This is a genomic window from Pelatocladus sp. BLCC-F211, from assembly GCF_041928655.1.
Lineage (GTDB): Bacteria > Cyanobacteriota > Cyanobacteriia > Cyanobacteriales > Nostocaceae > Pelatocladus.
On record NZ_JBHFLM010000244.1, the window covers coordinates 25,575 to 52,087 of the forward strand.

Sequence of the window (26,513 nt, forward strand, 5' to 3'; positions counted from 1 at the left end):
CTAATTAAATCAGCATAATATATGCAAATAACATCATAAAAAGCACTCAAAGAACAATGAAAGACTCTTGATGCAGAAAGATATTTTATTATTTTTTTAACTTTTTTTGTATGTAATTAAATACAAATATTTAATCAGAGAATTTATAAAAAAATATACATAATCAAAGCTAATGGTTGTATAATTACTCCCAATAGGGGCATCAGATGCCCCTAGTTTTTCACCCGCAAGCTAGTTATCAGGGTAGCCAAATATTTACCAGGGCATCTACCTTTTTTAGAGGTATCTACCGTTCTTTTAAAATTTGACTGATTTGCAGTAGCTGACCTATTCGTTGTGTCAGTACTGTCATGCTAACACTTGTCATTTTTTCATGTCAATCATTCATGTAAAAATGACAAAAAATCATGTCAAACAATTTGGATATCATGAGAGAGAATAGAAGACAAACATGATATCAAACAGTCAATAAAATGACCGACAGAAGGCGTTGTGATAATTACAAACAGGTCAGCGGTTATGTTCCGGTAGAGTTGGCGCGGGAATTCAAAAGCATTTGCGCTCGTGAGGGTCTTTCTCAAAGCGACGCTTTAGAGGAGATCATCCGTGAGTGGCTAGGCAAAAAAACGGCTTCCAACTCTTCAAATCCCGAACAACCAAACCGCCTGATCACAATTGCTGATGTAGTTCGAGCCAATATGGCAAAACTTAAGCGCTGTGGAGTCAAAAACTTACAAGCGCTTGCCAAAGGGGAAGTACTACCTACACCAGGGGACTTCGCCATCATTATGTCTAGTTTGGCTATCCCTGAGGAAGAACAAAAAATGATTTGGCAAAGAACTTTTAGTTCCCTACATAGTGATTTTGGTGGTGTGAATGAGTGCGAGCGTTCTGAAAGTCCTAAACCAACCGGGCTGGAATTATAAATTGTCCTATGATGGGGTTTCTATCCTTGCCCCAACAAAGAAAGATGCTACTCACCTTGCCCAATGCTACGGATATGCTTTGAGCGAAACCGCAGCAAAAATCAATGGCAAGGTGCGGATCGGGTGGAGACACTGTAAGCGACCAATTGAATTTTACGGGTGGATGGCATCCCAGCAACCTCCTACACCTGCCGAAACTGCCGAGCGCATCTTACCTCTGGGAGGTGAAGTTTTTTGCAGTCAGCTGCACTTACCAGTAGAGTTGTTGAAACGCATGGTTACTGCTGCTGAAAGTGAACGTCCAATTAGTATTGTCAGACAAGATAACCAAAAACAAATAATTGTTAATCAGTTAATGTCTGACATGTTACAAACTCCCCCGGATATTGCTACTCAAAGGGTCATAACCCGATTTTGGCTAAGGGAGGATTTGGCAGAACTGGAACGACGACTACATCAGCAGAACAGGTTCACTATGACTTATCGTGGTGGATTAAACGACCAAACTTGGGCAATCCTCACAACCCAATTCGAGAGTTTCGAGGTTGATGGCATCTGGTACAGACAGGCAACCACCTTGGCAACTCCTGAACTGATACCGATTCCATCAGAGGCTTTTGCTCCAATTTAAGTAGATAATTTGACTTACTTCAAGATATGAAAAATCATCAGGTGTGTAAATTTATTCATTCAGGGAATGCACTACCTCACTTGGGGATCGGGGATTGGGGAGTGTGGGAAGACAAGGGGAGCCACTGCGCCCTTGCGGGTTAAGAGCGTTGTAGCACGTGGCGTGGACAAGGGAGACAAGGGAGCAGGTAGCTCTTAGCAGGGAGATGCACTGGACGCGGAGAAAAACAAATCCCCAATGACTAATGACTAATGACAATTAACTATTGTCAATTGACTAACAACTAACAAATATATTTAGACTTTATTTAAAACAGATATTTCGCGGATACGCCATCCATCAGTTTTACGAATCAAGTTATATCTAACTCTGACCGTTTCAGTTGAGGACTTGTTCTCTTTCAGTTGACCGTTTTCGTAAAAACTGGTTGCTTCAGTTATAGAAGCTTGCACCGCAGCATGTTCCTGATCCGTAGGATTGATCTCTAGAGATTCTACTTTAACAGTATGTTGATATTTGCGATAACGGTTATCAGCCTTATCTTCCTTGGCAACGAGTTGCCATTGAGTGAGGGCTGAGTCTATTAAAATATTATCTAAACTATCAATTTCATGATTTGGCCCCAAGGCAGCAGATTTAGTTGCTAACCAAGTCTGAATTATTTCTTCTGCTGTCGCTTCTGTTAACAATCCTGTTGGAAACAGGGGTTTGCTATTACGGTCAGGGATAGGTAGTGGTGGTTCATTTAGTTGTATTAATAACTGTTTACCTTGTAAAGCAGGTGCTGGTCTCAAGGCATTATGGACGAATTTTACAGTCGTTGAAATCGCTAGCCATAAAACTAATATACTTCCCAAACTAGTCAACACTACCCACAATAACCGCTTGTTGGGATTGACGCCGCGAGTAGCAGAACGCCGTCGCCGTGCAGCAGGTGGACGCTGTTCCCAATGACGTTCTCTAGCATAAGTAGATGGGCTAGGTTTGCGCCTTCTTGAGGTTGGTGGTTGAGAGGGTACACTAGCTCTAGCGGAACCATTCATCTGATAGTCATTGCTTCTGCTAGCGCGTTCCACGCCCGAAACAGGTGTAAAGGGCATGTCTACTCTTGTGTCTTCACGCTCTGAATGAGGAGGTGAAACTTGAAAGGACGAGGATGACTGAGTTTGGGGAGAATTTGCAGAATTGCTTCTGTCACCTGGGAATTGACCGTAGACTATATTAGTATCGCTGCGGGGATTCTGGCGATTTATCCGAATTTGAGGATATGACGGTTGGTTAGTTTTTGACCCTTCATAATTGGTTTCTACTTGCGTCGATAGCTGTTCGAGATAGGCTTGTACCTGCTGGTTAGCAAAATAATCTTTCAGGGAAGCTTGCTGCTTGACTAAATCTCGAAAGTTAGGAAAAACATCGTTTTGTAACCAGTGTTCACCGTATAAACACAAGCCCGGAAGTAGATCGGGAGAGTTTTGAGAATTTTCCCGAATAAAAACTAGGGCTTCGTATTCCTGACTCAGTTCTAAAGCACGGGTAGCTTCTTCTGTTTGACCCAACATCAAAGCGCATAACGATTGTTCTAAATGCACATCTTGGCGCTTCCCTAGACGCATCAGCATCTGTTTAGCTTGGTAAATCAAAGCTGGTTGACGTTGGGTAAATCCCCGTCCTATCAATGCATAAACAGCTAAGTATATAGCTACACCAGAAGGACGCTTACTTTCAGCTTCAAATAGTTGGTGTTGTTCTGCTACTGTCAGGTGGTTACGCAGTTGTTGGATAAAGCGTAAAAAATCATCAATGTTTAAACCAGAGTAGTCATTCCCTGCGCCATCAATACCGCCGCGATCGCCTAAAATTTCTTGTAATAACTTCAATCCTTGATTGCGTTCGGCAGTTTTTTCTAGTGGCAGGGCAAGTAACTCTAAAATTCTATATGGTCGCAGTCTGTAAAGATCCGCTTGAATTTCAGACTGAACGTTAGGAAATAATCCAAAATGTGCTAGCAATTCATCGCCTGTTTCTAGGGAAGCAGCAGCATTTTCGTAATGACCCTGTTGCCATTCTTCTCGACCTAATTCTAGGCACGCCAGAGCAACCGTCAGAACAACATCTGGTCTTTGAGGATCTATATCACTATATTCGCCCGTTTCTAAAGTGTTGCTTGCTTGCAAACCACTACCGTTATTGTTCGTCAGGTATGGATGACCTAACTTCAGTACTAGTTCGTATTCCCCTAAATCTTGGAGAATCAGCAAAGCACCTGCTAATTCTTCTGAGTTAATTTCGATGCTCAGACCTTGAGACTCAATTAAGCCATTGTCACCAGCACGGTTTTCTACTGTCACGCCAGCATTGTGTTCCCTATCGGGGCCATAGGCATGAGCAAGATAACTTTGATCGTAGGCTCTGCGTTCTTTGGGATTTGATAAAACCACGTAAGCTTCTTCAATCAGTTGTTTGCGAGAGTTAATCGCTACCTGGGAATACTCGCGTCGCGGCAATTGCTGTCGGCGATCGCTATACGCCTGCCGCAATTGCTCCTCACTTGCCGCCAAAGGCAGTCCTAAAATTCGGTAGTAATCTAGCGGAATTCGCACAGCCTACTTCCCCTGCAGCGCGATCGACATAATTTTAAGAGAGTATTCCAAGAGTGTAAAAGCGTGCCATAATAATAACTCGTTGTTTTCACACAACAAGTGTGTTTTGCAACAAGTTTACTTCTGCCTCTCCAATGTCTTTGACGGCAGCGCCGATCATATTCTGTTGGCAGATATTTATTATTTTCCTCTATTTGGAATGTATTTTTTAAGCATTCCTGCGGCTGATGCTGAGGGAAGTTTCCCAACATCCCATCAGACAGATACCGTTTCGTAGGTTTGCTTCTGCTTGCAAGCGAACCGAAGTATAACATAGTTGGATGTTTATGGCAATTATCTAGAGAAGTAAAAACATAAAAGATAGAATTTTTGAATTTGTTAATGAGTATGCAGAAAGCAAGCTATCCTGGTTGGTAGTCTTGGGTCTAAGGTTGTTATCTTAACCTTTCCCAGAAAAAACATAAAACAGTAATAGCCAATGACTGTTTAATTTTTAACTCTTTTTTTTGAGTTCAAAATTATTCAATTCTTTTAAGCATGGTAACTTTAAGTGTTACTACAGGGATACTAAAAAATAATGGTTCAAGAACGCACTTTACCGACATTTGACGTTGCTACCGCCCAGATTGATAAAGAAGAGGGGCTGCGGTTGTATCAAGATATGGTACTAGGGCGCACCTTTGAAGACAAATGCGCGGAAATGTATTACAGAGGCAAAATGTTTGGTTTTGTCCACCTGTACAATGGTCAAGAGGCAGTCTCCACAGGTGTGATCCAAGGAGCAATGCGACCGGGAGAAGATTTTGTTTCTAGTACCTACCGCGACCACGTTCATGCTTTGAGTGCCGGAGTACCAGCAAAACAGGTCATGGCAGAATTATTTGGCAAAGCCACAGGTTGCAGTAAAGGACGTGGCGGTTCCATGCACATGTTCTCTGCTGAACATGGTTTGCTGGGTGGTTATGCTTTTGTCGCTGAAGGTATTCCTGTAGCTGCTGGGGCAGCTTTTCAAAGTAAATACCGTCGGGAGGTTCTGGGTGACGCCAGTGCTGATCAAGTGACAGCTTGCTTTTTTGGCGACGGTGCTTGCAACAACGGTCAGTTTTTCGAGACCTTAAATATGGCTGCGCTGTGGAAATTGCCAGTCCTTTTCGTCGTTGAAAATAACAAATGGGCTATTGGTATGGCCCATGAACGAGCAACTTCCGACCCAGAAATTTATAAAAAAGCCAGCGTCTTCAACATGGTGGGTGTGGAAGTAGACGGTATGGATATTATGGCAGTGCGTGCAGTCGCACAGGAAGCCGTAGCCCGCGCTCGTGCCGGTGAAGGCCCGACCTTGATTGAAGCACTAACTTACCGTTTCCGGGGTCACTCTTTGGCAGATCCAGACGAACTGCGAACCAAAGATGAGAAAGAATATTGGTTTAGCCGCGATCCAATTAAGAAATTTGCTACTTATCTTACAGAAAGAAACCTGGCAACGGCGGAAGAATTAAAAGAGATTGACCGCAAAATCCAGCAAGAAATAGAAGAAGCAGTGAAATTCGCTGAAAGTAGCCCGGAACCTGATCCCAGCGAACTTTATCGCTACATTTTTGCGGAAGACAAATGAAAGGGAATAGGGAACTCTTAACAGGAGAAAGCAGCTCGCCTACAAGAGGCGAGGCTTTAAACCTTTACTTCCTTATCGTAGAAATTATGAGTTATGAATTATGAATGCTGAAAATTTTCATAAATTCATAATTCATCATTTAAGTAAGTCGATGAGAATAAATATAACGCGAGTTACGAAAAATAAATATGCCTGAAAAGTAGAGATGCGAGGAAGATCGCGTCTCTACCAATGACTAATGACAATGGACAAATGACGACCCCAACTAGCTAGCTTTATTTGCGCGAACTTACTTATAATTCATCATTCCAAAGCCGTGTTTTCTATATCTATTCAACAACAACAATACAAAACCTACATCCTCACGGATGAAACCGCCAACTCTCAGCTAGAAGTTGTTCCAGAACGGGGCGGTATCATCACTCGCTGGCGTGTTCAAGGACAAGAAATTCTCTATTTAGATACAGAAAGGTTTGCTAACCCAGAGTTGAGTGTTAGGGGTGGAATCCCGATTTTGTTTCCGATTTGCGGCAATTTACCGGAAAATAGTTACACTTACAACGGTAAGCAATATACTTTGAAACAACACGGTTTTGCTCGTGATTTACCTTGGCAAGTAACTGACCAAGTTACGCAAAATGCAGCAAGGTTTACTCTTACCCTCAATAGCAACGAGCAAACACGAGCAGTATATCCTTTTGATTTTCAGGTAAGTTTCAGTTATAAAATCCAAGGCAATACCTTAGAAATTCAGCAACAATATACCAATCTCTCCTTGGAAACAATGCCTTTTTCTTTTGGGTTTCATCCTTACTTGATCACACAGGATAAAACCCAATTAGAGTTTGAAATTCCTGCTCAAGAGTATCAAGATCAAAGAAGCAAAGAAACTCATGCTTTTGATGGTAAATTTGATTTCAATCAAGATGAAATTGATGTGGCATTTAAGCAACTAGGTAGTCAATGTGCTAGTGTGAGTGACAATAGCCGCAAATTAAAACTTACGCTGGAATCTGACAATATATTTTCTACCCTCGTGTTTTGGACACTCAAGGGCAAAGACTTCTATTGTCTGGAACCGTGGAGTGCGCCTCGTAACGCCATTAACACTGGTGAACATCTGACAATTTTGCAACCAGGAGCCACTTGTGCAGCGAGTGTGAGAATTTTGGCAAAATTTTTCTAAACCCCTTTACAAAATTGGGACTTCTTATGATATATTAATAAAGTTGCAAATCGCTGGCAACGGGTCGCTAACTCAATGGTAGAGTACTCGGCTTTTAACCGATTAGTTCTGGGTTCGAATCCCAGGCGACCCATATAAATCTTCAGATTACCGAAACTTTTCGCTCTCTAGACCCTGCATTCATGCGTGGGGATACAGAGGAGACAATAGGGTTCGGATAAGTAGCGACGTTGCACTGCAACGTCTCTACATGATCAAAATTATGACGAAAAATTCTTAACCGAATACTATTGACCAAGCAGAGATCAAAAAATGTATCAATTGATGCTAATTTGTGTTGACACAAGAGTTAGGATTGCAAAATTGCGATACATTGTGATTACCTCTTTCAAACTTATTGTTACCAAAACCCATCAACACCGTGTTTTCAACCTCGGTCTTTACACTCAATAATGGTTTAACGTTTATCCATCAAGAAATTCCTGACACTCCTGTGGTTGTAGCGGATGTTTGGGTGCGTGCCGGTGCTAGGATTGAACCCAGTTCTTGGTTTGGTATGGCTCACTTTCTAGAGCATATGATCTTCAAAGGAACTCCAAACCTGCTACCAGGAGTATTTGATCAAAAAATTGAAAACAGGGGTGGGGTAGCTAATGCGGTTACTAGCTATGATTATGCCCATTACTCTATTACTACAGCAGCCAGTTTTATCGAAGAAACTCTCCCTTATTTAGCAGAACTATTGCAAAATGCGGCGATTCCTGAAGATGAATTTAGCCGTGAACGAGATGTGGTTTTAGAAGAAATTCGTTTTTGTCAAGATGATCCTGATTGGATAGGATTTCAAACATTACTCCAGAGTGTTTATCAGCGCCATCCCTACGGGCGTCCGGTGTTAGGTACAGAACAAGAACTCATGCAGCACTCACCAGAACAAATGCGCTGCTTTCACCGCACTTATTACCAACCCGAAAACATGACGGTGGTGATTGTTGGAGGAATAGCCCAAGAAGTAGCTCTAGAATTAGTGAACCGTACATTTAATAATTTTGGCGATCGCTGTTGTGATTGTCCACCAACAGAAGAAGTCGCAAGACCAATCATCGCAGGAATTCGCCGCCAACAGCTAGATTTACCCCGCCTGGAACAAGCACGATTGATGATGGCGTGGACGGGGCCAGGAGTCGAACAACTTTGCAGCGCCTACGGATTAGATTTACTCTCAGTTTTACTAGCAGAAGGACGGACATCACGCTTAGTTAGAGACTTGCGAGAAGAACAGCAATTAGTCCAGGGTATATGCAGTAATTTTTCCCTCCAAAGAGATTCGAGTTTATTTACCATTACTGCTTGGTTAGAACCAGAAAATCTGGAACTTGTCGAGTCCTTAATTCGTCTCCACCTAGAGGATTTACTGAGTCATGGTATTTCCCCCCAGGAACTCACTCGTTGTCAACGCCTGTTATGTAATGATTTTGCCTTCTCCACAGAAACACCCAATCAACTAGCAGGACTATATGGATACTACAACACCATTGCTGAAGCAGAATTAGCGATGACCTATCCCGAAAAAATCCAGTCCTTTGATACGCAACAACTGCAACAATTAGCACAAGAGCTTCTTTCACCCAATCATTACGTAGTTACGGTATTAAAGCCTTGTTAGTCAAGAGTCCATTGTCAAGAGTCAAAAGTCCAAAGTTTTTTACCCTTGACCATTGACCATTGACTACTGACCATTGACCCTTGACCCTTGACCAAAAAATGACCACTTCCTTACAAAAATCCCATATTCACCGCACAGTCTTAGATAATGGCATAGTATTACTTCTGACAGAAAATCCTACAGCAGATATCATTGCAGCGCGGATTTTTATTCGTGCTGGTAGCTGTTACGAAAATCGGGAACATGCAGGATTAGCACATTTGCTGTCTGCGGTATTAACAAAAGGGTGTGAGGGACTTTCCAGCTTGCAAATCGCCGAACAGGTGGAGTCTATCGGCGCACATTTAAGCACAGATACTGCTGCTGATTATTTTCAGGTGTCTTTAAAGACGGTGACATCAGATTTTGCTGATATTTTAGCTTTAGCAGGCAAAATATTGCGATCGCCTACTTTGCCAGAAGTAGAAGTCGAATTAGAACGACGCATCGCCTTGCAAGATATTCGTTCTCAAAAAGAACATCCCTTTAGTATCGCCTTTGAGCAACTACGCCAAGTGATGTACCAAGATCATCCCTATGCTATGTCAGCACTGGGAAATGAATCAACTATGAGTTGTATCACCCGTGGAGATTTAGTTCAGTTTCACCAAACTTATTTTCGTCCAGATAATTTGGTGATTAGTATTGCTGGTCGCATTACCCTAGATGATGCTGTTGCAGTAGTCAAAGAAGTCTTTGGTGATTGGCAAGCACCTGCTAATACACCACTACCTAAACTGAATTTACCAAATCTTACCGTCCAGCCACAACAGGTTATACTACCCCAACAGACACAACAATCAATCGTCATGCTGGGTTACATTGGCGCAGCAGTCACTTCTCCAGATTACGCTGCTTTGAAGTTATTATCTACATACTTAGGCAATGGACTTTCCAGCCGCTTATTTGTAGAACTGCGAGAAAAGCGAGGTTTAGCTTACGAAGTATCCGCCTCATACCCCACACGGCTGTTTCCTGCCACATTCGTAGTATATATGGGTACGGCTCCCGAAAATACTCAAGTTGCTCTATCTGGTCTGCACACAGAAGTAGATTTACTGTATAATAAGCCACTTACAGAACTAGACTTACAAGCAGCAAAGAATAAAATCTTAGGACAATACGCCTTGGGCAAGCAAACTAATGGACAACTTGCTCAAATATATGGCTGGTATGAAATTTTGGGATTGGGAATCGAATTTGACCAGGAATTTCAGGAACTAATTGCTAATGTTAATGCTGATGATGCGATGACCATAGCTTCTCGTTATTTACAGAAACCTTATGTATCTTTGGTAGGTCAAGAAGAAGCAGTTAGAAATGCAGTTCTTTAGTAGCAAGTATCAGTTTTTTGCTCTTGCATTTTGCCACCTTTTGCCGTATAGAGTATTACCATCGACTTTAGCGAGGGTAGAGTTCCATGACAGCAAGTTTCTTTGGCTACTTAAGTTCGCTAAACCCATTTGTAAAATGCTGTTTATTCAGACAGAAGCAGGGGGATAAATGCTTATTAGGAATCAAATTGCTGCTATTTTCCTCTGCACCTCTGCTGTTGACTGCTTCTGCTGTACCAGCATTTGCAGCACCATCACCACAAATCGCCCAAATAGCTCAAGTTAGCATCACTCGCCCTAACTTACAACTAGGTAGCCAAGGACAGTCGGTATCAGAATTACAAGCAGCACTGAAACTTTTAGGCTTCTACACAGGTGCTATAGACGGAATTTATAACGAAACAACAGCCAAAGCAGTTTCTCAGTTTCAACAAGCTGCTGGCTTAAATGCCAATGGTATTGTTGATGCTATTACATGGCAAAAACTTTTTCCTGGTGAAGCGATCGCATCATCTCCTTCCCCTACTTCTACCACAACTGTCACCAATTCAGCCAATAACTTTCCGGTTCCAACTCAGATTGTCAACAACTCTACAACTACTACAACTCAGATAGCAAATAATTCCACAGCAACTACAACTCAAACTGCAAATAATTCCACAACACTGACTACCCCTCCCGAACCAAAACCAGCAACACCACCACAACAAACCACATCTACTAATTCTCAAAAGAAAACTGTCACCCAATCATCATCTAATCGTTCTCAACAAAGCACAAGTTCCCAGCCAACTAAACGCACCCAACAAAGTACACGTTCTACACGTTCTCAATCAACTAAACGTACTCAGCCAACCCCGCGTTTCGAGCAAATTCCTGGTGTTCAATATACTTCCAAAGGATATCCGATCTTGCGCCCAGGAATGAAGAATGCCGAAGTCAGAAGATTGCAACTAAGGCTCCGAAAACTTGGTTATCTCAAAACTGATGCTGATGGCGACTTTGGCGAAGAAACCGAAGCAGCAATTAAAGCTTTACAAGAGCGCTATGATATTGAACCTGATGGTGTAGTTGGTGGTGCAACTTGGGAAATTTTGCTACGACGGCGTTAGTGATTACTTGAAAAAAAGATTCTATCGTGAAAAATAGACTCTTTTTCAATTCCGCGAATCTGAAAAAACAAGAATCCCGATTTATTAGAGAAATCGGGGTTCTGTGTCACTAATAGATATAATTAATCACCAATATTTAAATTAAAAAGTACATTTTTATACCTACAAAAAATATAAAAATGTTTGTAGTATGCGCTTTAGCACTTATTATTAAAGTTTGAAGCAGTAAGAATCGCTTGCTGCACATTATTATTTATATATGCTCATCTACCGATTTTAGGGAAATCCTAGAAGAACAAACAAATCACAATTAAACAGGGTATGAAAAACTTTTTATTAACTTGGCTTGGAACAGCCGTTGCATTGCTAATAACAGCTAATATTCTTCAGCATTTCGATATTGGCTTTAAGGTAGATAGTTTTGTTACAGCCTTGATTGCTGCTGTATTCATTGGGATTGTCAATGCTTTCATTCGTCCAATATTAAGAATATTAGCCTTTCCGATCACCCTGCTGACCTTTGGTTTATTTTCCTTTGTCATCAATGCATTTGCTTTATGGTTAGCTAGCTTTTTGACTCCCAGTTATGGTTTTGTAATTCAAGGCCCCATAGCAGCTTTATTAGGTTCAATTGTACTATCAATTGTTTCTAGTATAATTAATTATCTTTTAAGAGTTGTTGAGTAATTGTTATTAGTCAATCGTCAATCGCTAATTAATTATTATTGCATCCTCCTCACAGTCTTCACCAAATAAGTTAAAAGTTAAAACCAAGAAGAAGAAAATCGGTGTTAAGTCCTTAATTTGATTTATGTAAAATTTATTTTAACTTTTATATTTTAACTTTTTAAACTTTTTCTCCAGTTGAGCAATAGCTACCGTTACCGTACACTTTTGATTATCGATCGCACAACGAAAAATTTGTTTAGGAACTAACAAAAGTTTAGATCCGGCTGCACATAAAGCAGCAGCTTCAGCAACACTAGGAGTTGCTACGTGTTTGTGAATCAATTGGGAAGGATTAGGAACAGAAACTGTGCAAAGAATTTCAGCAGCAAAGGTTTTAATGAGCCAGTTGTTTTCTCTACAAAGTTCCACCAAAGCAACTTCATCGGCTTTATTATTAATAGTAGCAACACCTGCGATCGCATTTTGGGAAAGTTGATTTTCTCTAAACACATGTGCGATCGCTGCTTCTATTAATTCTCGTGAAGTACCTCTTTGATAACCAATTCCCACCCACAAATTTCTGAATTCGAGAGAAAATTCTGCTAACACCAATTGAGATTACCTAATAATTACAAACTAGGGCGACGCAACCAATTCATAATTTTCTCACGCCATAATCGCGGACTATCTGCGGGGCGATACTTTGTGTCAAACATGGAAAATAAAAGAGGTAAGCCTCCCACTTTAGCACTCATTAGCAGATGAATCGCAAGTGCTAAAACTACTATTACCCAAGCTATTAAATGTATATAATACCAGATATGGTTTAATTCTCCCTTTGGCAACCAATTTTCATCTTGAAACTTACCTGAAATCATGGCAAATATAGCAGCCACTAACATTGCAGTATTTGCAAGACGTTGTAAAGTGTACCACCAAATCGGTTTGCCTACTAAAGTCAATTGCTGTAATGTATTTCTTTGGAATAGACGATTTCTCCCAGCTTTCAAACAGTAAATAATAAATATTGGTAGGGCAACAAAAAAGATAAAAAATCCAAAAGTACCATGTATATCAATTAAATTTCGATTTGCTTGTGTGAAAGCAAATCCACCAAATCTGCGATCCCAACTGTCATAAACCAAAAATCCCGTAATCGCCGCACCAATAATCAATAAAGCAGTGATAGAGTGGAGTATTCGTAACACTAAAGGCTGGTATGGCTGAGAATTAGGCATGATCTAAGTTTGTTAAATGAGATTTATATTATTTATTTTTACTTAAAAAATGCATAGGATAATTTATCAACCAAAAAAAATCGTAGAGACGTTGCATTGCAACGTCTCTACATATTGGAAAATCATACCAAGAACCTTAACTGATCTGTATTGTTTTATAATTTACAATCGCTTGGCGATCGCAGCTCAAGGATTTAGTTGTTTGTTTTGCGGTTGTGTCTGCGGTAAGACTGTTAAATAAGGATTCAAATTGGTTTCATCTACCCAGCCAGAATAATATTTAACAGTAGTAGATTTTTCTGAAATCTCAATTAATTCCAAATCACCACGAATCGCATTTGCAGTTCTTTTCCCAATCCCTGACTTCACAGAAGAAGTCAGGGATCTTGTTGCTTGTTGTTCACGAATAATTTAGAAATGCTATATTCGCTGATAACTGTTGAGTATTTACTGATGTAATTGACTTTGCAAATATTTACCCCATTCTGCGGCTAAAGGAATTTCTGTAAAGGGAACTCGCACAGAGTTTGCAGATTGAGGAAATACAAATTCTACCTCAATAGTCCGACCTTTTTCTGGTAGTTGCTGCATATCAACAGTTTTATCATCCACCAAAAGGCGTATTTGTTGAACATGCTCCAAAGAAAATGTTTCTAATTTAATCGGGCCTTTTGGTGTTGGTTTTCCCCAAGTAATTGAGTTACCTTTTTGACCGAGTACCGCATAAATATCGTACTTCGCCTTGTCAAATTGCTCTGCCCAGGTTCGATAAGCTTCAATTTTTTGATATTCTTGAGAACCTTGCCAAGCTAACCAGAAAAATGCTGCTAACAGAGGTAGCCACAATAGACCGTGTTCCATGATGGATTTAACTCTAAACTCAGGAAAAAAGAACTTTTGGAGAAAAAGTTAAAGGAACAAGAGTCAAAGAAAATCTCTTTCCCATTATCTTTTAACCTTTACCCCTTTCACTATTTTCTTATGTGTAGCTATGATGCGAAATACAGTCATTGAAGGACTGTATAAGTTATCGTAATGAGCATACTGGCAAAAAGCGGTGATGAATTGATATGAGAAGGGTTTTATTTTTGTGCTTGTTTGTCATCGGGCTGAGTGCTGCGGTGTTTAGTTTCCTAAATTTTCAGGGACTAGCAGCAAAAGGTGAATTTGAGACGATTGTGCTGGATTTTCGGGAAAATATTCCCAAAGAAGAATTGCAAAGGAATTTGCAAGCGATCGCTCAACAATACAATGTCACACCCCGATTAGACAATCAATTCTCCGCCAAGGATAATGTCTATATCATCGAAGGCGATAAAAAACGACTCAAACAACTGCGGAAGTCTAAAATTGCCTCAGCAACGGAATTTATTGAGCCTAACTATATTTATAGAATTCCCAAACTAGATGAAGACAGAGTACCAGATGAGGAGTTTATATCTGGTGCTAGCGATCCTAACGACCCAATGTACAGCAAGCAATGGCATTTGCATAACATCGGTGTTGTCGGTGCGTGGAAAGAAACTAAAGGTAGTGGCGTCACAGTAGCAGTTATAGATACTGGTGTTACCAAGGTGCGTGACTTAGAAGAAACAAAGTTTGTCAAAGGTTACGACTTTGTAAACGACACAGAAGAAGCCAAAGACGACAACGGACACGGTACTCACGTGGCTGGTACGATCGCTCAAGCTACTAACAACAATTATGGTGTAGCCGGAGTTGCTTACGAAGCTAGTATCATGCCTTTAAAAGTACTCAGTGCCTATGGAGGTGGTACTGTTGCTGATATCGCTGAAGCCATTAAATTTGCTGCCGATCATAACGCCAATGTCATTAATATGAGCTTGGGTGGCGGTGGTGAAAGCCATCTGATGAAAGATGCGATCGAATATGCCCATAAAAAAGGTGTAGTAATCATAGCAGCAGCAGGGAACGAAAATCAAAATTCTGCCGCATATCCAGCCCGTTATCCCCACGTCATCGGCGTATCAGCCTTGGGTCCAGATGGCGAAAAAGCTCCCTATTCTAACTTTGGCGCAGGGGTAGATATTTCTGCTCCTGGTGGTAGTGATGCGGGTAAAGTGTTGCAACAAACTATCGATCCCGAAACTGGTGAAGCCGTGTTTCTTGGTTTACAAGGAACAAGTATGGCTGCTCCCCATGTTGCGGGTGTAGCTGCACTCATCGAAGCTGCTGGTGTCAAAGAACCAAATGAAGTTTTGCAAGTCCTCAAAGAATCAGCCAGAGTGATTGGGGAAGATAATTTAAATTACTATGGTGCAGGACAACTAAGTGCTGAAGCCGCAGTTCAACGCGCCGTACGCGGACAAATCAGCTTCCAAGACTTTTTCCGTTGGTTACGGGATAATGGCTATTTCAACCCCGGTTTTTGGATTGATGGTGGTGCAGTAGCATTATTACCCAAGATTTTGATGGTATTGGGTTCTTATCTGTTGGCTTGGTTTTTACGGGTTTATTTCCCGTTTACCTGGGGTTGGAGTTTATTCAGTGGTTTAGTTGCAGGTAGTTCTGGATTGTTTTTCCTCAAATCAATCTACATTTTTGACTTACCGCAATGGCCCTTCCGCTTATTGGGTAGTTCCATACCCGAACTCGGTAACACCATTCAAGGAACTAGCACCTTAAACCCCTTATTTGCTAGCGTACTCATTCCCCTAGTGTTAGTAGTATTACTGCTAGGACATCCGCAATGGAAATGGTTTGCGATTGGTTCATCCTTGGGTGTCGCCGCTTGTTTAGGAGTGAGTGCAGTATTAGATCCGGCTGTTTGGGGTTTAGGATGTGGGATGTTAGCTCGCAGTTTCCTAATAATTAATGCCCTACTTTGTTTTGGTTTAGCTCGTTTAGCCGTGAAAAACGAAGAACAATCAGCATAGGGGATCGGGGATCGGGGATCAGTGTTTATTCTCTCCCTTGTCTCCCGTTTCCTCCTTGTCCCCTTTTTTCTCACAACAAAGGAGTTTTGCCAATGAGCATCACAGTCACAGGAACAGTAGAACGCCGTGATATCGGTACTGGCGCTTGGGCATTAGTAAGTAATGATGGTACTACTTACGAAATTCTTAGAGGTGCTGACAAAAGCTTACTCAAAGCGGGACAAAAAGCCAAAGTCACAGGCGAAGTCCGCGAAGATGTCATGACGATCGCCATGATTGGCCCTGTCTTGGAAATCAAATCGTTTGATCTGCTCAATTAGAATCTAAAACTGCTTGCAGACGGCTTCTAAATTCACCTTTAGGATGGCCCCCTTTTACTTCCCCCACAATCTGAAATTCTCCTTCTGGAGAATCACAAATAATATAGGTAGGCCATCCCATCTCTGATTTATCTGGATACTGCGTCAACAGAATCTGACGATACTTACGGTAAGTAGCAGTATCCTGCATTTTGACATCAATAAATTCTAAACCCAGTTCCTCTGCCACTTTTTTGTCATAAAATGACATCTTGTGGCAAATTCCGCAGTCTTCACTAGAGAATTTAATAACAGCTAAAGGCATGGGGCTGTGCAATTACGTAAGCATAATTTCAGATTATAAAAGTATCACATCAATTCAACTATTTACAATAAAAGTTATAAATTGTAGCCTTTGAAGTTGCCCTGTCATAGTTTTCTTAGTGTCTTAGTGTCTTGGTGGTGAAAAAATAAATCTTAATTTAACCACTAAGACACCAAGACACCAAGTCGAATCGCAAACAATCAGCCCGTGTCTTTAACAGATCAAGAATATTCAGAAAGTTGTTTGCTCTTTGATATTTAGCCAGTTTTGCTCTTGTAGACGCTGCCAAGCTTTGCGGATATGTTCAGGCTTAAATAACTTGTGTTTGCGATCGCTCCACTCATGGACTAAAGCGATCACTTGCTCACTATCTTGTGCTGGGTTAGGTTCTTTAGTTGCAACCCAATGAACTGTGGCTAGCAGTTCCATTCCGTAAGGGGTTTCAAAGCCATATATGAGGTTGCCGACTCGTTCTAAACCCTCCTGAGCATCTGGTATTGTTTCTAAAAAAGCTTGTGCTGCTTCTCTACCTTTTGGTAATACATAAATTTCAGCACTGTCGGCTTTGCTGGTTCCGTCAATTAAGGAACTTAAACCCCCACCCCATCAGAAACCACCGACATACAAGCATGAACCAAAGGTAACAACGGCCCTAATTGCTCTTGTCCATTCACAGCTAATTCACTGTGACACAAATAAACTCTCTCGGACACACGGGAAAGCAAATCTGCTAAAATCCTGCGTAGGCGTTGTTCTTCTGCCAATTGTTCATCTTCTGCTGTCCAAGGTTCGCCTAATCTGTCTCTCAGAAAGAAAGGCGCACCAAACAAAGTTGCTGCACCACCCTTAGCCCATAGTGGTGAACTCGCATCCAACCAAAAATGCCAACGATGAGAAAGCCGACTGGAACGATATTGGAAGATAGTAGCTAAAGTTACAGCCTTAGCTGCTGTTCCCATCGGACGCATCGGGTAAGGATTAGCGGTGATTGTGCCACGCTGTAGTAATTGCATAAATTCAGCAATCGTATTTTGTGGTACTTCTCCCCCTAATCGATCAGAGGGAATTTGCCGCAGTCTGGTATCAATTTCCCAATAATGTTGAGCAGTTTCCAGTAATTCCCGCAAGACTGCCAATTGATCGTAGGTGAGATTGCTACCATCCCACAAAAAGCGCTGAATTGCTCGATCTAACAAAGAAATCGGACTAGGAATCAAACGTAATTCCTGTTGCGATCGCTGTTCTTCTAGCCACTTTACAATCTCGTTGTAGGCTGTAGTCGCTGCATAACCAAGTCTATCCCACCGATCAAAGGCTGTCACAGGTAATAAATTTGGGCGTTCTGGATGGGGTTGAAAACAGTAATCTGCAATTAAACCCGCACGTACCGGGTCGATAGTGGGAACGGACGAGGAGATAGAAGAGGACGCGGGGAATTCATCAAAAGGACTCTGTGCGTTGTCACCTCTAACTGTCTCCGTGTCTTCTGTAACCGCGTCTGCAAAAGCACCACGAGAAGCATTCCCCCTACTCAACATCACCAACATTTCTGCAACTGCATCCCGATCTACCAAACGTCCTAATCCTGGATACACTAGTGCCAAAACGGTAAGTAGAGCGCGGATAATGGGAGAAGCAATCAGGGGACGTTGATCGTTGAGCGATTTGACTGGAATACCTTGCTTGGTGAGAATTTCTGTGAGAGTATAGCGAGCGATCGCATCCAAACCGGGTGCAATGACTGCTACTTGCTCTGGTTGTACTAATCCTTGTTTAATTGCCTGTACAATCACTTCGGCTGTTTGTCGCAACAATTGAGCGCGGGATGTAGCTTGAATCGATTGCACAACTTCCGGTAAGCTCAATAGCGTCATTGGTTCTGTAATAATTTCTACCATCGGTGTTGTCAGTCTGTCAGCCAGACTATCATCAGGTGAGGCAGTTAAGGTTTCTTGCTGACAGTACACTGCTAACTCTCGCATATAATTGGGGTCTGCTCCCAAACCTAGACGCACAATCCCATCAGGATTATAGGTAAACGCTCCCAATGCTCCATTATCTAAGAGCAACTCAAATAAGTGACGCGCCACAGCTGGGTAATCTTGCACGTCATCCGCTAATACTCCCTGATAGCGTTGTATGAGCCTTTGTTGGTAATGTGGATCGGTTAACAGGTATTGATTGTAAAGTTCTATAATAATTCCGTAGGAAAGTAAGCCTTTCTCCAAACACCAGTTACGCCAATCTAGCAGCAAAGCCGACAAAAATTCTGGTTCTAAATTGGTGTCACTGTCCTGTGGTGCGAGTGCAACTGCTAAAACCTTATCAATATCTTCTACTGCTGTGCCACTGGAAGCAGCCAATTGTAATAAGTCTAGGATGCGACGCACCAAACGGTACTCATTGGTGCCTGCACGGCGTAAAATCTCTTCATTTATGTAGGGACGCCAGAGTCTAGTTGCTAATTCTTGCTCGGTTTCTGGACGCAATCTGACAGGAAATTGTGCCTTTAACTTTAAAGATTGCACCAATAAGGGCCAAAATAAAATTACCTCATCTTGAAAAAAGCCTAAAGGAGTTTTACAGCGTACAGGATATTTCCCTGTGGTTGCCATGACAATCTCATCTGCTAATTCTCGCCTATTATCGTCATTAGCAGCCAAAATTAAAACTGCTCCTTCTGTTTGATGAGGATGCAGGCGTTTTGGTAGGCGATCGCTATTTTTGAGTCTAGGTTTTTTAGTATAAAATGATTCTTGATCATGATTTTCATCTTGCATCCAGCGAGCAAACTGTTCCACCAACCGAGCAGTTTTGCCACTGCGACTCATACCAACAATCCAAACAGAATGAGAAAACATAACCGTTTTCATGGGAATTTGTTAAGATACCTCGTACGTTAAATTAAGGTTAAAAATACCAAAACAGGCTGGATGATTGCCTAAGATGAATAACTCAGGTTTAGGTCAAAAAATATACTCTTTTTTGTGGGCAGCATACGAACAGTACTTGCGGACACCAGAACGCTCATTGAATAAAGCGTATGATGCTGCCCTCAAAATCCAAAAAATAGAAAATGAGCATTTTAATGGTAACAAAATAGACTCCAACTCAACGACATACAGTAGCAGCATCATTAATTATTTTGAGTCAGACCTCAAAAAAGAATTAAAAATTATTAGGATGAGGCTAACAGAGTTTAGAGCTAGCCGTTATTTCTTAAGTGAACCAAATCAAAAGGCGATCAGAAAACGAGGTATCGAGTTTCTTGAACCTTCAATAATTTTAGACAAGCTCAGATTTATTGATGAAATCATAGCAAAATACAATAGCTTTGACGCAGAAATTATCCCTCAAGATCATGTTGCGAAACCCATAGATGTACCAGCAAAATCTATAGTGGTTCAACCGAGACAACCAGATATTCTCAGAAAAAAGGTAGATAACGAACCACGAGGAAAAACTGATACAACAGGTGTATTACCGCGTTCAATATTTAATACTATTAATCGTCTCCAAGCAGAATTAGATCCGCAAGCAGAGCAGAATGTTGTTCAAAGTTTTCGTACAGCCCAAAAAAGAACCATCATTTCGGTTAGATTTATATTATTATTAATAATCGTGCCAATCCTGACTCATCAACTATCGAAAGCTTTCCTTGTTGGACCGATTATTGATCATGTCAGGGAACCTGAGCAAGCGGTTGTCTTCCTCAACGAAGAAATGGAAGAAAAAGCACTGCTAGAGTTACAGAGATTTGAAGAAAAAATTAAGTTTGAAAATCTGCTTGGTAATGTTAGTCCACCAATAGAAAACATAGAAACACAATTGAGGGAAAAAGCTGAAGAAATTGCCGGAGAATTTCGTCAAGAAAGTGCCAATGCTATCAAAAATGTCTTTGCAGATATTTTATCTGTAATTGCATTCGTCTTTCTTTTACTAATGAGTAAAAGAGAAATCGCTGTTCTCAAAAGTTTCTTTGATAATATTGTTTATGGTCTGAGTGATAGCGCCAAAGCATTTATCATCATTTTGTTCACAGACATTTTTGTTGGATTCCACTCTCCTCACGGTTGGGAAGTAATTCTAGATGGAATTTCACGTCATTGGGGTTTACCAGCAAATCATGATTTTATCTTCTTATTTATTGCGACTTTTCCAGTGATCTTAGATACTATCTTCAAATACTGGATTTTCCGCTACTTAAATCGTATTTCACCTTCTGCGGTTGCTACCTATCGTAATATGAATGAGTAGTTGCTGGTTGTTTGTTGGTTGTTGATACTTAGTAGGGGTGTAGACTCCTACTAACCACTAACATTTACCATGCAAAAAAAACTTCTTACTCTGTGTCTTAGTCTCCCTGTTGTACCATTAATTTTTTTTGTACCGATACAATCCCTAAATTATAGGGAACTCAGTCCACCAGAATGCCGACTAACAAAATGGGAACTACCAACTTCCTTAAAATCTTCTGATACCCAACAAACCTCACCACTACCTTTGTTATCCTTGCAACGGCCTTTATTTGCTTGTTGCGAGGCTGATCAGTCTTGTCTAGATGAACAAATATGGGGTGAAAACGCTAAATCACCAGACAAAAAAGGACTATTAATGGCTGTCGATCGCAGTTTGCAATACTTGCAAACAAAATCTGCTGCTACTGCTTACCAAGGATATAAAGTATCTGGTATTACCCATCAACGCATCAGCAAAAGTTTGAGACGCTTCCGCCAACTTTTATTAACATCCAAATCTGCTGCTGAATTAAATGCAGCGATCGCCAAGGAATTTGTTTTTTACCAGTCTATTGGCGCAGACACCAAAGGTACAGTTTTGTTCACTGCGTATTATGAACCGCTTTACTCTGCTAGTCGCACTCCGACAGCAGAATATCGTTATCCGATCTATCGCTTACCTCCCGATTTAAAATCTTGGGCTAAACCTCATCCTACGCGCTTAGAACTAGAAGGAGCAGATGGTTTACAAGGTAAAAAAAGTAAACTCCGGGGATTGGAATTATTTTGGTTTCGCGATCGCCTCGAACCATATATCATCCAAATCCAAGGATCGGCGCGGTTACAACTTCCTGATGGTACACAAACAACAGTTGGCTACGCCGGTAATACAGCTTATGGATACAAAAGTATTGGTCGCGAACTAGCAAACGATGGCAAATTACCCTTAGAAGGGATGACAATGCCAAAAATCCTTGACTATTTTCAAAAATATCCCCAAGAGTTAAACGTCTACATTCCCCGTGATCCTAGCTTTGTATTTTTTCAAGAAAATCATGGTGCGCCAGCAACCGGTTCGATTAGTGTACCACTTGTGGCTGAACGTTCAATCGCTACAGATAAATCCCTCATGCCTCCCGGTGCTTTAGCCTTAATTCGTGCTGATTTTCCTTTTATAGAAACCAATGGCAAAATAGAACGTCGTATTGTGAGTCGTTACGTTCTCGATCAAGATACCGGAGGCGCGATTAAAGGAGCTGGTAGAGTGGACTATTTTTTAGGTACTGGTCAACAAGCAGGCGATCGCGCAGGCGTCACTGTTAGTAATGGACAACTATATTATTTGTTACTCAAACCGTAGTTTTGGAGTCGGGGGAATCTGAGCAAACTGACTAATAACAAATAACAAATGACTAATGACTAATGACAATAACAAATGGCGAATTTTGCATAAATCGGAAATACCATACCTTCAATTTGTGTATATAAGTATGTTCCTAAGAAGTGGGATTCACTATGAAAATCTCATCATAGGCTAAATTGGTCGGTCAATCGGGAGTTGAAAGTGATCAAGATTATATTTGATGCTGACCTAATACTAGAAGCTTTAATGAATCGTAATGGTTTTGGAGAAGAAGTTAGTAAATTATTAGACAAAGTACATCCAATGATTCAGATGTACATCACAGATATTGGGTGGCAAAAAATATACACTTATGCCAGCCGCTTACGAGATAATAAAGTAGCAGAAATAGTAGTCGATTGGTTAAAAGAAAAAATTAAAATTTGTCATGTCGATCAAACTGTTCTCCAACAAGCACGCACTTCAACCTTAGAGGATTTTGAATCTGCTGTTGAACTTAGCTGTGTTACTTATGAAGAACTAGATGCAGTTGTTACCCATAAACTCAGTGATTTTACCCAAACTCCTCATAAATATTACGTTTGGTCAGTAGCAGAATTGTGGATACGCGCCAACTTAGAAAGCCAACTACAAATAACCAGATTTGGCTAAGGAAAACTCCTGCTTCTTCCCCCTTTCCTTATCCCCCGTGTCCCCCGTGTCCCCCTTCCCTTATCCTCCTTGTCCTCCTTGTCCTTCTTCACAACTCCCTAACTACTTCTGGGGAGACGATTGCTGTAAGCCCTGTAATCGAATCGTTGCTTCTTCGATTTGCTTCTGCAACAAGGTCAGATTTGCTTCCATTGTTTTTTTGTGAACTTCCAGTAACTCAGTTTCTTTACGCAGACGAGACATTCTCGCATTATGGTCTTCGGTTCGCCCTGGTTGGTAGATCACACCAAGATAAATCGTGACATTGGAAGCGTCTAAAGTATTCACACCTGCGGAAAGATTAAAGCCAAAGTCATTTTCAGTATTGACGTAGGCATTGGGAACATAATTGAGAGGATAAATATTGGGATACTTAATCGTGTTAGAGTTATTGTTATTCGAGGAAGTATTAGAGTTAGTTACAGGAATCTGGGGACTCGACTGCAATAGTTGATTGAAAGATGAATCATTGCCCACAGTCGCTGATTGATTACTATTGGCTGTTTGGGAATACGCAGGGTAAAGATTTAAAGCTTCTAGAAGCAATACCACTAAAGAAGCAGAAATAAGTTTTAAATAATTATTTAACACCAACAGTAGCAAGCCCTTAATCATCTTGTTAAGATTTTTTTTACTCAGTAAAGCGTGACAGAAACAAATAAAAACTCAAGAATACGTCAAAATACTGACGTAATCAGCATTATTCTCTTCTGCTTTCTGCCTTTATGCAAGAGGCTTGCTATATTAATTTACTGTGTAGTGCTAATGCACACTTAAATTTAAAGTGTAATTTAAAACGCCATTTCCACTTGTTTGCTGAGAGGAAGTCATGCCAGGGCCGCTCAATTCTACAGTGATTCCAGATGATGCAGGAGCATAGCGTCCCGAAATTTCAACTACATGCTCTCCAGTTGATAGTAAAGGTGATAGATTAATTTCCGCTTGGCTACCGTTAAGCCGTTTCACAACTTTACCATCGAGAATAACGTCACCATTTAATTGGCTACCGTTCGTATTAATTCGCAAAATGTGGGGTTGACGAAGATCAGTAGCACTTAAATTGACTGAACTTGTTTGGTATCCAGAAGAATAGCTAGACTGCTGATTAAAAGTGCTGGAGTTTCTCATATCATCACTATTGCTGTCCACATGAACAGAAGAGGTTTGGATGCTGACGAAATTCTGAGCTAATGCTGCGGAAATTGTCGCGATCAAAGCTAAACAGCAGGCCAGAAATAATAGCTTTTTCATGGCTGAATGTGGGTAACAGCAGGTATAGAAATCACCTATCTGCTTGAATGCTGGTAGAAAACTTGGGTTGAAATCAAGTTGCAAAAAAACCGGGTCTTTAACAATAGAGCGATCGCACTTAAACCACGTCTACTTTGAGAACTGTAGTTTTGTAGGTTGGGTGGAACGGAGTGTAACCCAACCTACATAATGTCCTTTTTGAAAAACTCCTCTTTTCAAGATGGACGAGGTTTAATTCAAACCTATCGTAAAAAACCCAGTTTATACTTTAATCAAAACATTAATTAATCCGAAGCCTTTTCACCAGAAGACTTCGGAAAAGTTAATATTTGAATTCGTATCCTGTTGAACACCTTTATCGTTGAGGAACACCAACACCATTAAGAAAGTTGGGATCAGCGGCAGGGTTGTATACATTCACTGGAACGTGAACTTTCACACCCACATCTCCTTTACCAGGAGTGTTACTGGTTGCACCACCACCAACAACTTGAGTGCTGTTGCGGTTTTGCTGAGTAGGATCACTACCATTTTGGACTTGGGTCGCTGTATTGGTAACACTGTTACCTTGGCATTCTTCTCCAAACTGTTGATCTACATTATTGTTTTGTTGACCTGGTTGTTTGGAACCGCTAATTCCCACTTGTACTGAGACGTCAGTTGCAACACAGCCTAATGCTGAAGCAGGACGAGTCAAAGCAGGAGCGAAAAGAGGAGATGCTACTGTTAGTGAAAACAAACCCAGAGAAAGAAATTTGAAATTCATGATGACTTTAACCTCTTGAACTATTTACAGGTAGATGTGGTTGTAGAACTATAGGTACGGTTAGATCCATTGACAGAACTTTGCACACTTTGTTGTGACCAAGTTCTGCCGGTACAATAGCTCCGTGTGTTGTTAGGAACTTTAACGGATTGAGGGATTTTTACAGTCGGAACAGTGTAGATACCATTTTTTTGAACACGTACCCCAGAATTAGGTAAGCGGAGGGGATAAATGCCTGTTGTTGGTCTGGTATTGTTTCTAATCGTGACACCGTTGTTTGAATCGATTATTACCCTACTATTTCCGTTTTGAATGTCAATGTCTCCTGCTGTGGCTATTCCGGCAGGTAATACCATCAGCGCAGAGAGTGCAAGTATAGAAATCGAGCGTTTACCAGGCATGGCGTGAATACCTCACATATCAGAAAAAACCGATTTTTTGCTTTACCAGGACTTCGGCTAACCTTGGTCTTAACTGAATTGGCGTTGCTTGAATCAAATAATGGCCGTACTGCTCTGAAAGAATAGACAACGCCTCATCACTTAAGCTTATGTAGGCTTGTACGGTTAACTTTAACGACAGTAGCCGTTAGCTATCTTCAGCGCGTCTTGAACAGAAAGCTGGTTGGCATTATTTACAACTGTGTTGTACTCACCAACAGCAACTCCAGTTTGTTGGATATTTTGGTTGGAAACCTGTACATTACCACCAGGTCTACAGTAACCATTACCTACGCTGTTTGAGTTTTGGATGCTCTGCTGATTAGCGTTGTTAACAACTGTATTACCGCGACCAGTTGCAACACCAACTTGATCAATATTTTGCTGATTACCTTGAATATTTTGAGCAAAAGCAGCAGAAGGAGCTATAATCAGAGCAGTAACTACTAAACCAAAAGTTTTAACTTTATTAAACATATCTGTTTACCTCTTGTGTTGTTGTGTGTTTTTGATTTTGACGGGGCGTTGCTTAACTAAGGTTGGCAACGCCTCTTGATTTAAGCCAGTTTTGATTGTTTGGGGGAAGATTCACCTATCACCATTATTCAGCTTGTAAACTTTAGTTGACCTTAGTTGCAATTGGTGATGCCGTTAGCAATCTCATTAGCTGTTTGTTGAGCCAGTTGACCACCAACGTTAGCTACAGTATTAACTACACCAACAGCAGCACCATTTTGGGAAAGGTTCTGATCAGATATTTGACCATTGAAGGTAGCTTGGCAAGAAATACCATTTTTAATCTTAGTAATGCCTTGGACAGTTGTTTGTGTAGCATTGTTAACAATGGTATTAGCAGTACCGACAGCCGCACCATTTTGAGTAGTAGTTTGTTGGCTACTTTGAACATCAGCGAAAGCCGCACCAGGAGCAACCATCAAACCAGCAGCCAGTAACCCAAAAGCAAAATATTTCTTCAACATTTTTTAAAACCTTATATTTACTGTTTAATGTGTCTTAATTACTGGGATGAAAGTTGTGGTTTTTTAGTTGGGGATGCGCGTTCTGTTGCATCATCCCTTTAGGCTCAATAAAACTTAAAAACTTAATAGCAGTTGTGGATACCGTTAGCAATTTCGGTGGCGTTTTGCAAAGCACCTTGGCTAGCTTGGTTGGCTACGGTGTTAGCAGTACCAACAGCAGCACCATTTTGTTCTACGTTTTGACCAGA

At 41.0% G+C, this 26,513-nt stretch carries 27 protein-coding genes and 1 tRNA gene; 14 read left to right on the top strand and 14 right to left on the bottom strand.

Features of this window, described 5'->3' with window-relative positions; all coding sequences use genetic code 11:
* Positions 1–473: 473 nt before the first annotated feature.
* A complete protein-coding gene (locus ACE1AT_RS29225) occupies positions 474–926 on the top strand; it encodes a ribbon-helix-helix domain-containing protein (RefSeq protein ID WP_374874648.1) in 453 nt (150 codons plus the stop codon).
* Positions 877–1,557 carry a hypothetical protein gene (locus tag ACE1AT_RS29230; protein WP_374874649.1) on the top strand — a complete coding sequence of 227 codons (681 nt, stop codon included), beginning with the start codon at positions 877–879 and terminating at the stop codon, positions 1,555–1,557. Before ACE1AT_RS29225 ends, ACE1AT_RS29230 begins: the two co-directional genes overlap by 50 nt.
* Positions 1,558–1,853: 296 nt before the next feature.
* On the opposite strand, the gene ACE1AT_RS29235 is transcribed toward ACE1AT_RS29230, so the two are convergent.
* Complete coding sequence (locus tag ACE1AT_RS29235; protein ID WP_374874650.1) at positions 1,854–4,157, bottom strand: IMS domain-containing protein; 2,304 nt, start codon at positions 4,155–4,157, stop codon at positions 1,854–1,856.
* A gap of 577 nt (positions 4,158–4,734) precedes the next feature.
* On the opposite strand from ACE1AT_RS29235, the gene pdhA reads away from it, so the two are divergent.
* The 7 genes from pdhA (at position 4,735) to ACE1AT_RS29270 (ending at position 11,796) form a co-directional block, all read left to right on the top strand.
* Entirely contained in the window at positions 4,735–5,772 is a 1,038-nt protein-coding gene (gene pdhA, locus ACE1AT_RS29240) for a pyruvate dehydrogenase (acetyl-transferring) E1 component subunit alpha (RefSeq protein ID WP_374874651.1), read from the top strand.
* A gap of 316 nt (positions 5,773–6,088) precedes the next feature.
* The gene (locus ACE1AT_RS29245; protein WP_374874652.1) at positions 6,089–6,958 is read left to right on the top strand and encodes an aldose epimerase; all 870 of its coding nucleotides are present in this window, start codon (positions 6,089–6,091) and stop codon (positions 6,956–6,958) included.
* A 61-nt stretch (positions 6,959–7,019) separates the two neighbouring features.
* Positions 7,020–7,091, top strand: a tRNA-Lys gene (locus tag ACE1AT_RS29250).
* A gap of 288 nt (positions 7,092–7,379) precedes the next feature.
* The gene (locus ACE1AT_RS29255) at positions 7,380–8,624 is read left to right on the top strand and encodes a M16 family metallopeptidase (protein WP_374874653.1); all 1,245 of its coding nucleotides are present in this window, start codon (positions 7,380–7,382) and stop codon (positions 8,622–8,624) included.
* Positions 8,625–8,722: 98 nt separating this feature from the next.
* A complete protein-coding gene (locus tag ACE1AT_RS29260; RefSeq protein ID WP_374874654.1) occupies positions 8,723–9,997 on the top strand; it encodes a M16 family metallopeptidase in 1,275 nt (424 codons plus the stop codon).
* Positions 9,998–10,083: 86 nt separating this feature from the next.
* The gene (locus ACE1AT_RS29265; protein WP_374874655.1) at positions 10,084–11,109 is read left to right on the top strand and encodes a peptidoglycan-binding protein; all 1,026 of its coding nucleotides are present in this window, start codon (positions 10,084–10,086) and stop codon (positions 11,107–11,109) included.
* A gap of 321 nt (positions 11,110–11,430) precedes the next feature.
* Positions 11,431–11,796, top strand: coding sequence for a phage holin family protein (locus ACE1AT_RS29270; RefSeq protein WP_374874656.1), 366 nt, complete (start codon positions 11,431–11,433; stop codon positions 11,794–11,796).
* A gap of 138 nt (positions 11,797–11,934) precedes the next feature.
* On the opposite strand, the gene ACE1AT_RS29275 is transcribed toward ACE1AT_RS29270, so the two are convergent.
* The 4 genes from ACE1AT_RS29275 to ACE1AT_RS29290 form a co-directional block, all read right to left on the bottom strand.
* Positions 11,935–12,390, bottom strand: a complete 456-nt coding sequence (locus ACE1AT_RS29275; protein WP_374874657.1) for a cobalamin biosynthesis protein — start codon at positions 12,388–12,390, stop codon at positions 11,935–11,937.
* Positions 12,391–12,407: 17 nt separating this feature from the next.
* A complete protein-coding gene (locus tag ACE1AT_RS29280; protein ID WP_374874658.1) occupies positions 12,408–13,016 on the bottom strand; it encodes a cytochrome b/b6 domain-containing protein in 609 nt (202 codons plus the stop codon).
* 186 nt (positions 13,017–13,202) lie between these two features.
* Positions 13,203–13,385, bottom strand: coding sequence for a hypothetical protein (locus ACE1AT_RS29285; RefSeq protein WP_374874673.1), 183 nt, complete (start codon positions 13,383–13,385; stop codon positions 13,203–13,205).
* 78 nt (positions 13,386–13,463) lie between these two features.
* Positions 13,464–13,877 (bottom strand): hypothetical protein, encoded by a 414-nt coding sequence (locus ACE1AT_RS29290; protein WP_374874659.1) that lies wholly within the window; start codon positions 13,875–13,877, stop codon positions 13,464–13,466.
* A 209-nt stretch (positions 13,878–14,086) separates the two neighbouring features.
* On the opposite strand from ACE1AT_RS29290, the gene ACE1AT_RS29295 reads away from it, so the two are divergent.
* Together ACE1AT_RS29295 and ACE1AT_RS29300 are read left to right on the top strand one after the other, a co-directional pair.
* The gene (locus ACE1AT_RS29295; protein WP_374874660.1) at positions 14,087–15,913 is read left to right on the top strand and encodes a DUF5942 domain-containing protein; all 1,827 of its coding nucleotides are present in this window, start codon (positions 14,087–14,089) and stop codon (positions 15,911–15,913) included.
* A 92-nt stretch (positions 15,914–16,005) separates the two neighbouring features.
* The gene (locus ACE1AT_RS29300; RefSeq protein ID WP_026082104.1) at positions 16,006–16,233 is read left to right on the top strand and encodes a hypothetical protein; all 228 of its coding nucleotides are present in this window, start codon (positions 16,006–16,008) and stop codon (positions 16,231–16,233) included.
* Here the strand turns inward: ACE1AT_RS29300 and ACE1AT_RS29305 are convergent.
* From ACE1AT_RS29305 to ACE1AT_RS29315, 3 genes are all read right to left on the bottom strand, one after another.
* Positions 16,226–16,537 (bottom strand): hypothetical protein, encoded by a 312-nt coding sequence (locus ACE1AT_RS29305; protein ID WP_017312712.1) that lies wholly within the window; start codon positions 16,535–16,537, stop codon positions 16,226–16,228. The genes ACE1AT_RS29300 and ACE1AT_RS29305 overlap by 8 nt on opposite strands.
* Positions 16,538–16,768: 231 nt before the next feature.
* A complete protein-coding gene (locus tag ACE1AT_RS29310; RefSeq protein ID WP_374874661.1) occupies positions 16,769–16,966 on the bottom strand; it encodes a hypothetical protein in 198 nt (65 codons plus the stop codon).
* A gap of 161 nt (positions 16,967–17,127) precedes the next feature.
* Positions 17,128–19,398, bottom strand: a complete 2,271-nt coding sequence (locus ACE1AT_RS29315; protein ID WP_374874662.1) for a recombinase family protein — start codon at positions 19,396–19,398, stop codon at positions 17,128–17,130.
* An 85-nt stretch (positions 19,399–19,483) separates the two neighbouring features.
* Between ACE1AT_RS29315 and ACE1AT_RS29320 the strand changes: the two genes are divergently transcribed.
* The 3 genes from ACE1AT_RS29320 (at position 19,484) to ACE1AT_RS29330 (ending at position 22,789) form a co-directional block, all read left to right on the top strand.
* Entirely contained in the window at positions 19,484–20,794 is a 1,311-nt protein-coding gene (locus ACE1AT_RS29320; RefSeq protein ID WP_374874663.1) for a proton extrusion protein PcxA, read from the top strand.
* A gap of 69 nt (positions 20,795–20,863) precedes the next feature.
* Complete coding sequence (locus ACE1AT_RS29325) at positions 20,864–22,135, top strand: murein transglycosylase A (protein WP_374874664.1); 1,272 nt, start codon at positions 20,864–20,866, stop codon at positions 22,133–22,135.
* A 204-nt stretch (positions 22,136–22,339) separates the two neighbouring features.
* Positions 22,340–22,789, top strand: a complete 450-nt coding sequence (locus ACE1AT_RS29330; RefSeq protein WP_374874665.1) for a PIN domain-containing protein — start codon at positions 22,340–22,342, stop codon at positions 22,787–22,789.
* 102 nt (positions 22,790–22,891) lie between these two features.
* Here the strand turns inward: ACE1AT_RS29330 and ACE1AT_RS29335 are convergent, their stop codons facing one another.
* The 6 genes from ACE1AT_RS29335 to ACE1AT_RS29360 form a co-directional block, all read right to left on the bottom strand.
* Positions 22,892–23,443, bottom strand: coding sequence for a hypothetical protein (locus ACE1AT_RS29335; protein ID WP_374874666.1), 552 nt, complete (start codon positions 23,441–23,443; stop codon positions 22,892–22,894).
* Positions 23,444–23,590: 147 nt separating this feature from the next.
* A complete protein-coding gene (locus ACE1AT_RS29340) occupies positions 23,591–24,079 on the bottom strand; it encodes a hypothetical protein (RefSeq protein WP_374874667.1) in 489 nt (162 codons plus the stop codon).
* A gap of 355 nt (positions 24,080–24,434) precedes the next feature.
* Positions 24,435–24,845 carry a hypothetical protein gene (locus ACE1AT_RS29345; RefSeq protein ID WP_374874668.1) on the bottom strand — a complete coding sequence of 137 codons (411 nt, stop codon included), beginning with the start codon at positions 24,843–24,845 and terminating at the stop codon, positions 24,435–24,437.
* 20 nt (positions 24,846–24,865) lie between these two features.
* On the bottom strand, positions 24,866–25,246 hold the full coding sequence (locus ACE1AT_RS29350; protein ID WP_374874669.1) for a hypothetical protein: 381 nt from the start codon (positions 25,244–25,246) through the stop codon (positions 24,866–24,868).
* Between the two features lie 171 nt (positions 25,247–25,417).
* The gene (locus ACE1AT_RS29355) at positions 25,418–25,762 is read right to left on the bottom strand and encodes a hypothetical protein (protein WP_374874670.1); all 345 of its coding nucleotides are present in this window, start codon (positions 25,760–25,762) and stop codon (positions 25,418–25,420) included.
* A 152-nt stretch (positions 25,763–25,914) separates the two neighbouring features.
* Positions 25,915–26,265 (bottom strand): filamentous hemagglutinin, encoded by a 351-nt coding sequence (locus tag ACE1AT_RS29360; protein ID WP_374874671.1) that lies wholly within the window; start codon positions 26,263–26,265, stop codon positions 25,915–25,917.
* Positions 26,266–26,513 lie beyond the last annotated feature (248 nt).